This is a genomic window from Pseudolabrys taiwanensis, from assembly GCF_003367395.1.
GTDB lineage: Bacteria > Pseudomonadota > Alphaproteobacteria > Rhizobiales > Xanthobacteraceae > Pseudolabrys > Pseudolabrys taiwanensis.
In genome coordinates, this window is sequence record NZ_CP031417.1 from 2,405,647 (window position 1) to 2,421,027 (window position 15,381).

Annotated in this window: 13 protein-coding genes; 4 read left to right on the top strand and 9 right to left on the bottom strand. The window is 64.8% G+C overall.

Annotated features, from left to right (window positions below):
* Positions 1-9 precede the first annotated feature (9 nt).
* Complete coding sequence (gene selD / locus DW352_RS11560; protein ID WP_210209966.1) at positions 10-1,074, top strand: selenide, water dikinase SelD; 1,065 nt, start codon at positions 10-12, stop codon at positions 1,072-1,074.
* On the opposite strand, the gene DW352_RS11565 is transcribed toward selD, so the two are convergent.
* From DW352_RS11565 to DW352_RS11605, 9 genes are all read right to left on the bottom strand, one after another.
* Entirely contained in the window at positions 1,075-1,296 is a 222-nt protein-coding gene (locus DW352_RS11565) for a formate dehydrogenase subunit delta (protein ID WP_115691376.1), read from the bottom strand.
* Entirely contained in the window at positions 1,280-2,104 is an 825-nt protein-coding gene (gene fdhD / locus DW352_RS11570; RefSeq protein WP_115691378.1) for a formate dehydrogenase accessory sulfurtransferase FdhD, read from the bottom strand. Before fdhD ends, DW352_RS11565 begins: the two co-directional genes overlap by 17 nt.
* A gap of 3 nt (positions 2,105-2,107) precedes the next feature.
* Entirely contained in the window at positions 2,108-4,984 is a 2,877-nt protein-coding gene (gene fdhF / locus DW352_RS11575; protein WP_115691380.1) for a formate dehydrogenase subunit alpha, read from the bottom strand.
* Positions 4,985-5,131: 147 nt separating this feature from the next.
* Entirely contained in the window at positions 5,132-6,685 is a 1,554-nt protein-coding gene (locus DW352_RS11580) for a formate dehydrogenase beta subunit (protein WP_115691383.1), read from the bottom strand.
* A complete protein-coding gene (locus tag DW352_RS11585; RefSeq protein WP_115691385.1) occupies positions 6,682-7,155 on the bottom strand; it encodes a formate dehydrogenase subunit gamma in 474 nt (157 codons plus the stop codon). Before DW352_RS11585 ends, DW352_RS11580 begins: the two co-directional genes overlap by 4 nt.
* A gap of 170 nt (positions 7,156-7,325) precedes the next feature.
* Positions 7,326-8,537: a pyridoxal phosphate-dependent aminotransferase gene (locus tag DW352_RS11590; protein WP_115691387.1), complete on the bottom strand. Its 1,212-nt coding sequence runs from the start codon at positions 8,535-8,537 to the stop codon at positions 7,326-7,328.
* Between the two features lie 162 nt (positions 8,538-8,699).
* Positions 8,700-9,830: a tricarballylate utilization 4Fe-4S protein TcuB gene (gene tcuB, locus DW352_RS11595; RefSeq protein ID WP_115691389.1), complete on the bottom strand. Its 1,131-nt coding sequence runs from the start codon at positions 9,828-9,830 to the stop codon at positions 8,700-8,702.
* Positions 9,817-11,229 (bottom strand): FAD-dependent tricarballylate dehydrogenase TcuA, encoded by a 1,413-nt coding sequence (tcuA, locus tag DW352_RS11600; RefSeq protein WP_115691391.1) that lies wholly within the window; start codon positions 11,227-11,229, stop codon positions 9,817-9,819. Before tcuA ends, tcuB begins: the two co-directional genes overlap by 14 nt.
* A 51-nt stretch (positions 11,230-11,280) precedes the next feature.
* A complete protein-coding gene (locus tag DW352_RS11605; RefSeq protein ID WP_115691393.1) occupies positions 11,281-11,982 on the bottom strand; it encodes a class II aldolase/adducin family protein in 702 nt (233 codons plus the stop codon).
* A 173-nt stretch (positions 11,983-12,155) separates the two neighbouring features.
* Here DW352_RS11605 and DW352_RS11610 point away from each other — a divergent pair, with 173 nt between their 5' ends.
* The 3 genes from DW352_RS11610 to DW352_RS11620 all read left to right on the top strand — a co-directional run bounded on the left by DW352_RS11610 (position 12,156) and on the right by DW352_RS11620 (position 15,361).
* The gene (locus tag DW352_RS11610) at positions 12,156-13,808 is read left to right on the top strand and encodes a class I adenylate-forming enzyme family protein (protein ID WP_115691395.1); all 1,653 of its coding nucleotides are present in this window, start codon (positions 12,156-12,158) and stop codon (positions 13,806-13,808) included.
* A complete protein-coding gene (locus DW352_RS11615) occupies positions 13,805-14,224 on the top strand; it encodes a PaaI family thioesterase (protein ID WP_115691397.1) in 420 nt (139 codons plus the stop codon). Before DW352_RS11610 ends, DW352_RS11615 begins: the two co-directional genes overlap by 4 nt.
* Positions 14,225-14,398: 174 nt before the next feature.
* On the top strand, positions 14,399-15,361 hold the full coding sequence (locus tag DW352_RS11620; RefSeq protein ID WP_115691398.1) for an ABC transporter substrate-binding protein: 963 nt from the start codon (positions 14,399-14,401) through the stop codon (positions 15,359-15,361).
* Positions 15,362-15,381: the final 20 nt, after the last annotated feature.

Genomic DNA, 15,381 nt, shown 5'->3' on the forward strand with positions numbered 1-15,381 from the left:
AGATATGCCGTGAACATTCAGACGCCGATCCGTCTCAGTCACCTCTCGCACGGCGGCGGCTGCGGCTGCAAACTGGCGCCATCGGTGCTGCAGCAATTGCTGTCCAGCCATCCGACGGTCTCGCCCTACAAGCAATTGCTGGTCGGCGTCGAAACCGGCGACGACGCCGCGGTGTGGGAGCTCGACAAGGACAATCCCTCGGGCACCTGCATCATCGCCACCACCGACTTCTTCATGCCGATGGTGGACGACGCGCGCGACTTCGGCCGCATCGCCGCCACCAACGCCATCTCCGACGTCTACGCAATGGGCGGCACGCCGATCATGGCACTCGCCATCCTCGGCATGCCGGTCGATAAGATCCCGCCGGAGATGGTGCGGCAGATCTTGGAAGGCGGCGCGGCGGTGTGCGAAGCCGCCGGCATTCCCATCGCCGGCGGCCATTCCATCGACTCGCCGGAGCCGATCTACGGCCTCGCCGTCATCGGCACGGCGGTGAAAAGCGACATCCGCCGCAACGCCGACGCCAAAGCCGGCGACGCGCTCATTCTCACCAAGGCGCTCGGCGTCGGCATCTATTCAGCGGCGTTCAAGAAAGGCGCGCTGTCGCGCGAGGCCTATGACGAGTTCATGGCGACGACGACCCTGCTCAACCGCGTCGGCGCCAAGCTCGCCAAGGACAGCGCCGTGCATGCGATGACCGACGTCACCGGCTTCGGCCTGCTCGGCCATGCGCTCGAAATGGCGCGCGGCTCGAACAAGAAGGTAACGGTGAAAGCCGCGGCGCTGCCGTTCCTCAAGGACGCGGCACGTTTGACCCAGGAAGGCTTCATCACCGGCGCCTCGGGCCGCAACTGGAAGAGCTACGACACCAGCGTCGTGCTGCCGGATGGCACGCCCGACTGGCAGCGGCAGCTTTTGTGCGATCCGCAGACCTCGGGCGGCCTGCTCGTCTCCTGCGCCGCCGAGCGCGCTGGCGCCATCCTCGACACCATCCAGGCGGCCGGCTATCCTGCCGCACGCATCATCGGCACGGTGAGCGACGGCAAGCCACAGGTTGTCGTGGAAGCGTGATCAGGACGCCGGCTGGCGCAACGTATCAAGCGCCTTGCGCACCAGCGGATCGAGCCCGGCGCCGCCGGCATCGACATGCGCGAAGATCTTGTTGCGCATGCGCGGCTCCCAGAACTTCCTGATGTGCGTCGCCACGCCCTCGACAGCCTCCTTCTCGCCCTGCGAGACGAAGAACTTGCCGATCTGGTTGGCCATATAGACGAGCTTATCCGGCGACGACATGGAGCGTCCGCTCTTCCTTGATCCGCTGCGGATGGGTGAAGATTTCAAAGCCGTCGTGACGCGCCACCGCGACCAGCGTCATGCCGGCGGCTTGCGCCGTGCGCGCCGCCAGCGCCGTCGGCGCCGACACCGCGACCAGCATCGGAATGCCCAGCGCTGCCGCCTTCTGGATCATCTCGACCGACAGACGGCTGGTGACGACGGCAAAGCCCTCGGCGCCCGAGACGCCGCGGCGCACCAGCGCACCCGCCAGCTTGTCGAGCGCATTATGGCGGCCGACATCCTCGCGCACGGCGACGAGGCCTTGCGACGGCGTGTAGAAGGCGGCGCCGTGCACGGCCCGCGTCTGCGCGTTAAGCACCTGTTGGCTTTCAAGCGCGGCAAGCGCGCGCATGATGTCCTGAGGCGCGAACATGACGTTATCGGCGATGGAGGCAGGCGCGCGCATCGCTTCGTCGAGCGATTCGATGCCGCACAGGCCGCAACCGGTCGGCCCTGCGAGATAGCGCCGGCGCTCGTGAAAGGCGCTGGCATGTGGCTCGGTGAGGCGCATGCGCAACTCGATGCCGATGTCCTGCTCGATGACTTCGAGCTGCTCGATGGCATGCGGCGACGCGACGATGCCTTCGGTGATACTGAAGCCGACGGCGAAGTCCTCGAGATCCTGCGGCGTCGCCATCATCACGGCATAGGACGAACCGTTATAGGTGAAGGCGATGGCCGCCTCTTCCGGAATCGCGCGTTCGCCCGGCGCGAGGCGCCCGCCGCGCCAGGCTATACGTTCGACGATGCGAACCGGATCGGTCACGGCCTACTCCGCAGCCTCCGCCGGAACGATGCGGCGCGTCTCCTTGGAGAAGCGCTCGTATTCCTCCTGCCACGGCGTCGGGCCGTTCGAGAGCGAGATCTGCACCGCCGTCACCTTGTATTCCGGGCAGTTGGTCGCCCAATCGGAATAGTCCGTGGTGATGACGTTGGCCTGCGTGTCCGGGTGGTGGAACGTCGTGTAGACGACGCCCGGCGCCACGCGGTCGGTGATCGTGGCGCGTAGCGTCGTCTCGCCGGCGCGGCTGGCGAGCTTGACCCAGTCGCCTTCCTTGACGCCACGCTGCTCGGCGTCGTGCGGATGGATCTCCAGCACGTCCTCGGCATGCCACATCGAGTTGGCGGTGCGGCGGGTCTGCGCGCCGACATTGTACTGCGACAGGATGCGGCCGGTGGTGAGCAGCAGCGGAAAGCGCGGCCCGGTCTTCTCGTCGGTCGCGATGTATTCGGTGATGATGAACTTGCCCTTGCCGCGCACGAAACCGTTGACGTGCATGATCGGCGAGCCTTCCGGCGCCTTGTCGTTGCACGGCCACTGCACCGACCCGCGCTTCTCCAGCATGTCGTAGGACACATTGGCGAAGCCGGGGGTCAGCCGCGCGATCTCATCCATGATCTGCGAGGGATGGCTGTAGTGCATCGGATAGCCGAGCGCGTTGGACAGCAACACGGTGATTTCCCAATCGGCATAGCCGTTCTTGGGCGACATCACTTTGCGCACGCGCTGGATGCGCCGTTCGGCATTGGTGAAGGTGCCGTCCTTCTCCAGGAAGGTCGAACCCGGCAGGAACACATGCGCGAAGCGCGCGGTCTCGTTCAGGAACAGGTCCTGCACCACCACGCATTCCATCGCCGCAAGGCCGGCCGACACATGCTTGGTGTCGGGATCGGACTGCAGAATATCCTCGCCTTGAATGTAGATGCCTTTGAACGTGCCCTCGACCGCGGCATCGAGCATGTTCGGGATGCGCAGGCCCGGCTCCTTGTCGAGGATGACGTTCCAATCCTTCTCGAAGAGCTGGCGCGGCTCGTCGAGCGAGATGTGGCGATAGCCCGCGAGTTCGTGCGGGAACGAACCCATGTCGCAGGAGCCCTGCACGTTGTTCTGGCCGCGCAGCGGGTTCACGCCGACGCCCTTGCGGCCGATATTGCCGGTGCACATCGCCAGATTGGCGATGCCCATGACCGTGGTCGAGCCCTGCGAGTGCTCGGTGACGCCGAGGCCGTAATAGATCGCGCCGTTGCCGCCGGTGGCGTAGAGGCGCGCGGCACCGCGGATGGTCTCCGCCGGCACGCCCGACAGCTTGGCCACGGCCTCCGGCGAATTCTGCGGCAGCGAGACGAACTCGGCCCAGTGCTGGAATTCATCCCAGTCGCAGCGCTCGCGGATGAACTTCTCGTCGAACAAGCCTTCGGTGACGATGACATGCGCCAGCGCCGTGACGATGGCGACGTTCGTGCCTGGCAGGAGCGCGAGGTGATAGTCGGCCTTGACGTGCGCCGATTCCACCATCTCGGTGCGGCGCGGATCGATAACGATCAGCTTGGCGCCCTGGCGCAGCCGTTTCTTCATGCGCGAGGCGAACACCGGATGCGCCGCCGCCGGATTGGCGCCGATGACGACGATGACGTCAGAATCTTCGACCGAGTCGAAGTTCTGCGTGCCGGCCGAGGTGCCGTAAGCCTGGCCGAGGCCGTAACCGGTCGGCGAGTGGCACACGCGGGCGCAGGTGTCGACATTGTTGTTGCCGAAGCCCGCGCGGATCAGCTTCTGTACCAGGAAGGTTTCTTCGTTGGTGCAGCGCGACGAGGTGATGCCGCCGACCGAATCCTTGCCGTATTTCTTCTGGATGCGCTTGAACTCGGACGCGGCGTAGCCGATCGCCTCGTCCCAGCTCACTTCTTTCCACGGTTCGTGGATCGACGAGCGGATCATCGGATTGAGGATACGCTCCTTGTGGGTCGCATAGCCCCAGGCGAAGCGGCCCTTGACGCAGGAATGGCCGCGGTTGGCCTCGCCGTCCTTGTACGGCACCATGCGCACCAGCTCTTCGCCGCGCATCTCGGCTTTGAAGGCGCAGCCGACGCCGCAATAAGCGCACGTCGTCACCACCGAGTGCTCGGGCTTGCCGATCTCGATAACCTTCTTCTCGTTCAGCGTCGCCGTCGGGCAGGCCTGCACGCAGGCGCCGCAGGACACGCACTCGGAGCCGAGGAAGCTCTCTTCCATGCCGGGTGACACGCGGCTGTCGAAGCCGCGGCCGGCGACGGTCAGCGCGAAAGTGCCCTGCACTTCCTCGCAGGCGCGGACGCAGCGCGAGCAGACGATGCACTTCGACGGATCGTAGGTGAAATACGGGTTCGACTCGTCCTTCGGCAGCCAATTATCGTTGGGTTTGCCGTCCTTGCGGGCGAACACATGGTTCTCGCCCTCGTAGCCATAGCGCACGTCGCGCAGGCCGACAGCGCCGGCCATGTCCTGCAGTTCGCAATCGCCGTTCGCCGAGCACGTCAGGCAATCGAGCGGATGGTCGGAGATATAGAGCTCCATCACGCCCTTCCGCAGGCGCTGCAACCGGTCGGTCTGCGTCTTGACGACCATGCCCGGCGCGACCGGCGTGGTGCACGAGGCCGGCGTGCCGGCGCGGCCTTCGATCTCGACGAGGCACAAGCGGCAGGAGCCGAAGGCATCGACCATGTCGGTCGCGCAGAGCTTGGGAATCTGCGTGCCCATCTCCATCGCCGCGCGCATGATCGAGGTGCCCTCAGCCACCGTCACCGACATGCCATCGATGGTCAGCGTGACGGTCTTGTCCGTCTTCGGCCTCGGCGTGCCGTAATCGATCTCATGGACGAGAGACATTAGAGGTCTCCTTGATCGAAGAGTGAGCGCATCTCAACGACGTCATGGCCGGGCTTGTCCCGGCCATCCACGCCCTTGAAAAAGAACGACGTGGATGCCCGGCACAAGGCCGGGCATGACGCTGAGTATTTGACAAGCGCCCTCATGTCACTCAGCCGCTTGAAGACGTGGCGCGCGGCCGAAGTCTTCCGGGAAATGGGTGAGCGCGCTCATCACCGGATAGGGCGTAAAGCCACCGAGCGCGCAGAGCGAACCGAACTTCATGGTGTTGCAGAGGTCTTCCAGCACTTCGAGGTTCTTGGTCACCTCGATGCCCTGCATGATGCGGTCGACCGTCTCGACGCCGCGCGTCGAGCCGATACGGCACGGCGTGCATTTGCCGCAGGATTCGACGGCGCAGAACTCCATGGCAAAGCGCGCCTGCTTGGCCATGTCGACCGTATCGTCGAACACGACGACGCCGCCATGGCCGATCAGGCCGTCGCGCGCGGCGAAAGCCTCGTAGTCGAACGGCGCGTCGAACAAGGCGCGCGGGAAATAGGCACCGAGCGGCCCGCCGACCTGGACCGCTCGCACCGGCCGGCCCGACAACGTGCCGCCGCCGATGTCGTCGACCAGTTCGCCGAGCGTGATGCCGAAGGCCGTCTCGAACAGGCCGCCGTGCTTGATGTTGCCAGCGAGCTGGATCGGCATGGTGCCGCGCGAGCGGCCGGTGCCGAAGTTCTTATAAAACTCGGCGCCCTTGTCCATGATGATCGGCACGGTGGCGAGCGACAGCACGTTGTTGATCACCGTCGGCTTGCCGAACAGGCCCTTATGCGCCGGCAGCGGCGGTTTGGCGCGCACCTGGCCGCGCTTGCCTTCGAGGCTGTCGAGCAGCGCCGTCTCCTCGCCGCAGACATAGGCGCCGGCGCCCATTCGCACCTCGAGGTCGAAGGCGTACGCCGTGCCGCACACGCTCGGTCCCAGCATGCCCATGCGGCGCGCGGTGCGGATCGCGTCGTTCATGACGGCGATCGCGTGCGGGTATTCGGAGCGGATGTAGATGTAACCCTTGGTGGCCCCGACGGCGATGCCGGCGATGGTCATGCCTTCGACCAGGACGAAGGGATCCCCTTCCATCAGCATGCGGTCGGCGAAGGTGCCGGAGTCGCCCTCGTCGGCGTTGCAGACGATGTATTTCTGCTCGGCTTTCGCCTCGGCGACCGTCTTCCATTTGATGCCGGTCGGGAAGCCCGCGCCGCCGCGGCCGCGTAGCCCGGACTGCGTGACCTCGTTGATGATGTTCGCCGGATCGGCCAACGCGCGATCGAGACCGCGATAGCCGCCATGCGCGCGGTAGTCTTCAAGTGAGCGCGGATCGACGACGCCGCAACGGGCGAAGGTCAGGCGCGTTTGTTTCTTCAGCCAGGGAATGTCGTCGGTCGGACCGAGGCAAAGCGCATGCGGACCCGCGTCGGCGGCAATGGCAGCAAACACCGATTCCACATCACCGGGCTCGACCGGACCATAAGCGATGCGCCCGCGCGCGGTTTCGACCTCGACCAGCGGCTCGAGCCAATGCATGCCGCGCGAGCCGTTGCGGATGAGCTTGATATCGACTTTACGATTGAAGGCGGCCGCCTCGAGCGACATCGCGACTTCGTCGGCGCCGCACGCCACGGCGGCGGCATCGCCCGGCACATAGATGCGCAAGGTCATCGCGCGACCTCCGCCAAGAGTTTGTCGAGCTTCTTGTCGTTGAGGCGACCGACCAGCCGGCCGTTAATCATGGCCGACGGCGCCGTGGCGCAGAGTCCGAGGCAGTAGACCGCTTCCACCGTGACGCGACCGTCGCCAGTCGTTTCGCCGAGCTTGACGCCGAGCTTCTGCTCCGCGTGCGCCGCCAGGGCATCGCCGCCGCAGGACTGGCACGCCTCGGCACGGCACAGCTTGAGCACATGGCGACCGGCCGGCTCATGCCGGAAATCATGATAAAAGGTGACGACGCCATGCACCTCGGCGCGCGAGATATTGAGCGCTTGCGCGATCATCGGCTCGGCCGCTTCGGGGATATAGCCGAACGCCTCCTGCAGATCGTGCAGGATCGGCAACAAGGAGCCTTCCTGGCCCGCGTGCCCGGCAATCACCTCCGTGACGACGTCGGCATTCCACCCTTGATGCTTGTTCATTGACGACCTTGCCATATGCAATCGGCGTCAATAAGCGCGCACCGTTTGATGGGATCAAGGACGTAACTCAAATGCCTTCATTGGAATAATCAATGAAAGCGATAGCCCAAGGCTATGCCAGGCCTTGAGTGGGCCGTCTTGCATAAGCAGTGCGGCTGCGCGAATGCGCGTTAATTGGTCCGATAACGGTTCGCCATCTCGACCAGCCGGCGCACCGCATCCGTGGCCGCCGCGTGGTCTTGCGAGAAATTCAAGCGGACGCTGTGCGGGTGCGGGCCGAACTCGGTGCCGGGCGTGACGATGACGTTGGCCTGATGCCGCAGCAGCTTGACGAAGTCATGCAGATCGACCGCCAGCGGCGGTAGCTTCGGAAACACATAACTGCCGGCCTGCGACGTGCGGCAAGCGAAGCCGCCCTCGCTGAAGATCGTCATCAGGTCGTCGCGAATGGCTTGATGCAGCCGGATCCGCTCGTCCATCCAGCCGGCCGGCTCACTGAACCAGCACCGCAAGACGGCCTGATTATAACCGGGCGCGCGCAGCGTCACGATCGCCTGCAGCTTTTCCATCCGCGCGATGACGCGCGGCGAACCGAACGCCACGCCGAGCCGGTAACCGCTCAGCGACTCCGTCTTTGACGGACCCATGATGGTGACGACCTGATCGTCGGGCAGACCGGCGGCCCGCATATGCGTGTAGGACTCACCTTCATAGCGCAGACGGGAATAGAGCTGGTCGGCGATGATCGTTACGCCGAACTCCTTCGCCAGCGCGGCGATCTGCTTGATCTCGCGTTCGGAGTAGACGGCGCCGGTCGGATTGTTCGGATTCGAGAACAGGAAAACCTTGGCACCGGCCTCGAAGGCGGCGCGAAGCTGTGCGAGATCGAGGCCCGCATCCGCCTGCGAAGCCATGTAGTCCATCGCAACCGGCATGACCTGTCCGCCGAAGAACTGGACCAGCTTTCGATTGGCGAAATAATCCGGCTGAACGATCGCAACCTTGTCGCCCTGGTTCACGACCGCCGCGACGGCGAGGAACAGCGCGCCTTGCGTGCCCGGCGTGAGAATTGTGCCGTCCTCGGCGTTGACCGGCACACCGGTGAAGCGCGCAAGCTTGTCGGCAAGTTCGGCGCGAATGTCGGCCGATCCTCTGTATTCGGTATAGGCTTGGCGCCCGCCGGCCGAAACGGCCTCCGAAAACAGCTCGAACGATCCCGGCGTCGGCGTGAACGCATCGACATCGCCATGCGAAAAATCGACGAGCCGGCCGGGGATCACATCTCCGCGCATGAGGCCGCGAATATTGCCCTCACCTTGCCGCACCTCCTGACCGGGAGCGAAATCGGTAGCGAGAGCGTCAAACCTGTCATTCGTCGACATAGCGGCCTGCACGGTTGGAATATTTGTTGGGCGCCAGAACTTCGTCACTCCAACGTGCCGAAGCATGTGCCCAATCACCCGTGCCGCGTCAATATTGGCCGCGAAGCGGGCCCGTCGCCCGCTTCCCGATCATGCTTCGCAGGGCTGCGAACTAAGCGCGCCTTAATGCCCCGCCTTGCTCTCGCGCGCGTATTGGACGAGTGCGAGGAAGCGATAGAGGCCATGCACGAACTTGCCGTAGGGCAAGGTCAGGAACAGCGCGAAGACGACGCCGAGGTGGATGGCGAGCACAATGCCCATTGCCGGTGTTGCGCGCAGCAGCAGCAGCGCGAGCCCGGTGACGCTGGTCAGCAGCAGCATGACGATGAAGGCCACGTCCATGCCGAAGCGGTTCTCGTCGAGCAGCTCCGGCGCGCGCTTGAACTTCGCCGCCAGCAATCCGATCGGGCCGACGACGAGGCCGATGCCGCCCAGCGTGCCGAGCACCACCGGCAGATCCCACCACGCATACGGCGCCTCGCGCCCGAGCAGATAGTGATAGAGCGTCGCCACCGACGTCGAGGCAAAGCAAAGCAGGAAGCCGTAGAACGTCGCGTGGTGATAATGCTTGCGCCGGTCCGTCGGGGCTTCGGCGTCGTCGTTCATGCAGCCGGCCTTGCCGCCGTCGAGATAGCGCAGGCGCCCGGCATCCTTCGCCGCCTGGAAGAAGGCCGCGAGGCCGCCAGCCGGTGTGTTGCCGGCGATGTCGCGCCAGAAGGCGCGCATCGACAAGGTCAGCGCCAGCACCGCATAGACGAACACGGCCCCGAACAAGGCCGCCATCGCATTGTGCGGCATCAACTTATAGAACGCGCCGGGCCCGGCATGCGTGCCGAACAGCACATCCGGATCGCGATAGGCGACAAAGCCGAGCACGAACAGCGCCACGCTCAAGGCCGCGATCAGGCTGATCGCCAGGCCGTTGCGCGCGAACAGGCCGGACAGCGCGCCCGGCCAGGCATAAGCGCGGTACGAGTCGCCGCGCACCTGCGCCAAGGTCTTCGGCACGTTGACGGCGAACTCGTGCGGCGGCGAGAACTGGCAATCCGAATAGCAGGCGCCGCAGCTGTGGCAGAGATTGGCGAGATAGTTGAGGTCGCCGTCGTTGAACAGCCGCCGCCGCTCCATCGCCGGGAACACCGCGCACAGGCCCTCGCAGTAGCGGCACGAGTTGCAGACCACCATCAGCCGGTCGGCTTCGCGCAACGCCTCGGTCGGATGCGTCGTCGTCGTGTGCATGTCAATTGCGCGCATTCTTGGCCGCTCCCCGTCCCGCCATGCGCCCGGAGACGCTGCCGATCGTCATGCCGATGCCGGCGGCATAGCCCTTGGTCAGCACGTTGCCGGCCATGATCTCGCCCGCGGCGAACATGTTGGCGGCCGGCGTGCCGTCCTGCATCAGCATGCGCGCCTCGAGATTCACGCGCACGCCGAGATAGGTGAAGGTGATACCCGGCCGCACCGGATAGGCATAGAACGGCGCGGCCTCGATCTTGCGCGCCCAATGCGACTTCGGCGGCGTCACGCCCTCGGTGCGGCAGTCGTCGAGATCGGCGTGGTTGAACGTGCCCGGCCGCACGCCGGCGTTGAAATCGCCGATGGTCTTCTCCAGCACGGTAGGATCGAGCTCGAGCTTGCCGGCCAGTTCGCGGATGGTCGGCGCCGTGATCGGCGGAAACAGCGACGGCATGAACAGCTTCAGCGACGAGGCATCGAAGATGATGTAGGCGATCTGGTCCGGCTGCTGCGCGACGAGGCGGCCCCAGATGGCGTAGCGCTTGGGCCAGATGTCCTCGCCTTCGTCGTAGAAGCGCACGGCGTTCTTGTTGACGACGACGCCGAACACGACGCAGTCGAGCCGCGTGATGATGCCGCCGTCGTATTTCGGGGCGCGGGCGTCGATCGCCACCGCGTGGCACTGCGTCGGATCGCCGGTCTCCTGCACGCCGGCATTGAGCAGCATTTTGAGCACGGTGCCGCGGTTATGCGGCGTGCCGCGGATGAGGAAGTTCTCGGCCGCCTCGCCCCAATACTCCTTCAGCCATTCGATGTTGGATTCAAAACCGCCGGCCGCCGCAACCAGCGTGCGCGCCCGCACCTGATGCGACGCGCCGCCATGCGTCATCGTCGCCGACACGAACATGCCGTTGTCGATCTCGAGCGCGGTGACCGGCGCGTCGTACATGACGTCGATGCCGAGTTCCTCGGCCGTGCGGTAGAGCGCATTGAGCATCGCCCTGCCGCCGCCGAGGAAGAATGCGTTGGTACGGCCGAGCGTCAGCGTGCCGCCGAGCGAAGGCTGATAGCGCACGCCCTGTTCGGTGAGCCACACCAGCACTTCCTTCGACTCGCGGATCATGTGCTTGGCGAGCGGCTCGTCCGTCTTGCCGCCGGTGACGCGCAAAAGATCCTCGAACAGCTCTTCCTCGCTGTAGGGACCGGTCAGGGTCTCTGTGGCGCTGTCGTGCGCGCAGCGGATGTTGCGGGTGTGGCGCGTGTTGCCGCCGCGATAGAACTTCGGCGCGCCTTCCAGCACCAGCACCGACGCACCCTCACGCCGCGCCGCAATCGCCGCGCACAGCGCCGCATTGCCGCCGCCGACCACCAGCACGTCGTACTGCTGCGTCGGGTCGAAACTACTCAGCTCGGCCATCACTCCCCCAGGTTTCGCGCGTTGGCGCGTCTTGTTTGCTTCGCGCGGCTTTTAAGCATTCGGCAATCGCGAACGCCAGTAGTCCCAGGCGCGCGCCAATGTGGCCTCCGGGAACTTCTCGGCGAGCGCGATCTCCTCGTCGGTGAAGACGCTGATGTCGCCGTGGCTCATCGCGCGCAACTGCAGTTCGGCGTCGCGGCAGCTATAGATCGAGCGGAAGGCCAGCTCGCGCAGCGTGGCGCCCACGACGGTCACGCCATGGCGCTTCATCAGCACCATGTTGTTGGCGCCGAGGCATTTGGCCAACGATATCGCTTCGGCGTCGCGCGTGACGAGATGGTTGGTCGCGCCGAATTCGTCGCGCTGATCCCAGAGTGGCACGGTCTTGCCGATGCTCGCCCCCAGTTGCGTGACGACGCGCAGCTTCAGGTCGGCGAGACAGAACGGCATCGTGGAGGCCGCATGATGATGACAGATCGCGTTCACGTCCGGCCGCATGCGGTAGAGCACCGAGTGAATGACACGCTCCGAATAAAGCGCCTGTTTGGTCGCGACGACCGGCTCGCCTGAAAGGTCGTATTCGAGCACGTCCGCTTCGCTCACCAGCTCCGGCGCCAGCGAGCGCGACAGAAAGAACCGCGTCGGGTCCGCCGGATGCCGCATGCTGACATGGCCGAAAGCATCCAACACGCCCTCCCGCGCGAGCATGCGGTTGGCAAGGGAGACCAGCGTCTGCGGACTATCAGGTGACATGCGGGGGACAATCGAAACTGACCGACTTGTAATCTTATAGAGCAATGTATAAAAAATGGAACACCTTCTCCTGTGGATTGGCCCGCCTGCCCATAGGAGCCTCTGATATTGGTCCAAATGCCCCCGGACCACTGTATCGAAAGTGGAAATGCCCGCGACGCGGGCAAGCGCGCATGAATACGCTCCTGACGCTATTCAACACCGACCGCCTCGAGGACTACAGCCGCGCGGGCTTCTGGCGCGACGAGACGTTCTACGATCTGGTGCAAGCCCACGCCGGGCGCACGCCGGATCGCATCGCCGTCCGCAGCGGCACCGGCGATATCAGCTATGGCGAGCTCATTAAGCTCGTTGACGCTTTCGCCGACGACCTCGCCGCAGCCGGACTTGCGCAAGGCCAGCGCGTCGCGGTGTGGCTGCCGAGCCGGCCGGAAACGATCGTCGCCCTGCTCGCCTGCAGCCGGAACGGCTATATCTGCTGCCCGTCGCTGCATCGCGACCATACGGTCGGCGACATCCTCGATCTTCTGAACCGCATGCGCGCCGCGGCCATCGTCGCCGAGGTGGGCTACGGCGCCGACGCCAACAAGCACGACCTCTTCGCGCGGCTCGGCGAAGTCGAAACCTTGCGCAAGATCTATCGCCTGGAAAAGAGCGCGGCCGGCCGCACGCACGCCATCGTCGCGCCGGCTGCAACGCCGGCGCCGCCGCCGAAGGGCAATCCCAATACCATTCTCTATCTTGCGTTCACCTCGGGCACGACCGGCACGCCGAAAGGCGTGATGCACAGCGACAATACGCTACTCGCCAATGCGCGCGCGCTCTCGGCCGACTGGAGCATCAACGAAACATCCGTCGTCTATTCGCTCAGCCCGCTCAGCCACAATCTCGGCTTTGGCGCGATGATCATGGCGCTCGGCATGGGCGGCCAGATCGTCATTCACGATTTGCCGCGCGGCGCCAGCCTGATCGATCGCCTGATCGACACCGGGGCAACGTTCCTCGTCGGCGTGCCGACGCACGCGATCGATCTGCTCGCCGAAGTGAAAGCGCGCAACCTGTCCGGCATCGGCAAGCTGCAGGGCTTCCGCATTTCCGGCGCGCAGGCGCCGCAGGAACTCGTGGCCGAGCTGATCGCGCGCGGCATCATCCCGCAGAGCGGCTACGGCATGACCGAGACCTGCTCGCATCAATACACGTTGCCCAACGACGATCCGAAGCTGATCGTCGAAAGCTGCGGCCGCTCCTGCCCGGGCTACGAGATCCGCATCTTCGACCGCGAAGATCCGAACCGCGAGGTGCCGCCGCGGCAGATCGGCCAGATCGGCGGCCGCGGCGCCAGCCTGATGCTCGGCTATTTCGACGATCAGAAGTCGACGGAAGAGTCCTTCAACCGCGACGGCTGGTTCATGACCGGCGATCTCGGCTGGGTCGACGAGCAAGGCTATCTGCGCATCACGGGCCGCAAGAAGGATGTCATCATCCGCGGCGGTCACAACATTTATCCGGCAAAGATCGAGGCGCTGGCTTCGACGCACAACGCCATTCAGCGTGTCGCGGCGGTCCCTGTTCCGGATCAGCGCCTCGGCGAGCGCGTCTGCCTCGCGGTGATGGTGCGTCCGGGCATGTCGATCGAGCCGCAGGACATTCTCAAGCACCTCGACGATGTCGGCCTGTCGAAATACGACATGCCCGAGTTCTTCCTGCGCGTCGACGAGATCCCGCTCACCGCAAGCGGTAAAGTGCGCAAGCGCGACGTGGCCGACTGGATCGCCGAAGGCCGCGTCAAGCCGGAAGCCGTACGCTTTCAGGCCAAGGCCGGATGAGCGAGGCGCGCAACCAAGCACTTGCGCGACTTCGCGAGGAGATGGAAGGCCCGCCTTTCCATCACCTCCTGCGGCCCGAGCCGGTCGACGCCGATCCCGACACCGGCACCGTCACCATCAAGCTCTCGTTTCGCGATGAACTCGCGCGCGCGAAAGGCGATAAAGCCTTTCATGGCGGCGTCATTGCGTCGCTCATCGATCTCGCCGGTCACGCCGCCGCCGCGGTGAAAATCGGACGGATGGCGCCGACGATCGATCTGCGCATCGACTACATGCGTCCGGCCGAAGGCGACGCATTGTTCGCGCATGCCCGACTGCTCAAAGCGGGACGATCCGTCGCGCGTGTCGATATCGACGTGCGCGACACGAAGGATCGAACTGTCGCCCTGGGGCGTGGTACCTTCAGCACTGCCTGACGTCGCCTCGATTACGTGCATTGCACCAAAATTGGTGCAGCGTGGCTCTCCTTCTGCCGCGCATTTACGCAGCACTTCGCTTGCTACTAAAATCGAACTGTATTTATATTGGTACAGTGCAACGTTATTGGTACGTCCGCGACAGGCAGCCTGTCGCGTGAGGGGGGATTGGGAATGTCCGTTTCGCGCTTCCTCGGAGTCTTGTTCGGCGCAATAGCGCTGGCGACAACCCCGCATCTGGCACAGGCCGAAGACACGCTTCGCCTCGCTGTCGGCGCGCCGAATAATTGGGACACGTCGATACCGGAGATCGGGCAGCGCGCCGGCATCTTCGCCAAGCATGGTTTGAAGCTCGACATTCTCTATACGCAAGGCGGCGGCGAAACGATGCAAGCCGTGATCTCCGGCAGCGTCGATATCGGCATCGCGGCGGGTACGCAGGCGGTGATGGGCGCTTTCGCCAAAGGCGCGCCGGTCCGCATCCTCGCGGCCGGCACCACCGGCGCCGGCGATCTCTATTGGTATGTGCCGGCGGATTCGCCGATCAAGTCGTTCAAGGACACGAACGGCAAGACCGCCGGTTTCTCGACGGTCGGCGCTTCAACGCACATCGCGCTGCTCGCGCTCATCAAGCACTTTGGCACCACGACCAAGGCCGTGGCGACAGGCGCCGGCGCGGTGACGTTGACGCAGGTGATGTCAGGCCAGATCGATGTCGGCTGGGCTTCGCCTCCTTTCGGGCTGCAGCAATTACAGGACGGCAAAATCCGCCTGATCGCGCGGGGCAACGACGCGCCGTCGATGGTGAACCAGACCGTGCGGGTGCACATCGTCAATGCCAATGCGCTGAAGCAGCGGGCCGATGTCATGAAGCGCTTCATGGCCGCATATCGCGAAAGCTATGAGTTCCTCTACACCGATCCCCGCGGCGTTCGCGTCTTCTCCGAATACAGCAAGGTGCCCGAAGCCCTGGCAGTCCAGATTCGCGACACGTTCATGCCAAAGGCCGTCATGTCGCCGGAAAAAGTGTCGGGCACCGACGCGATCATGGCCGACGCCGTCACGTTCAAGACCTTGGCCGCGCCACTGTCCCAGCAACAGCTGTCCGAACTCATTCAGATTCCGCCAAAGCCCTGACCGCCATTTGATCCGCCGCG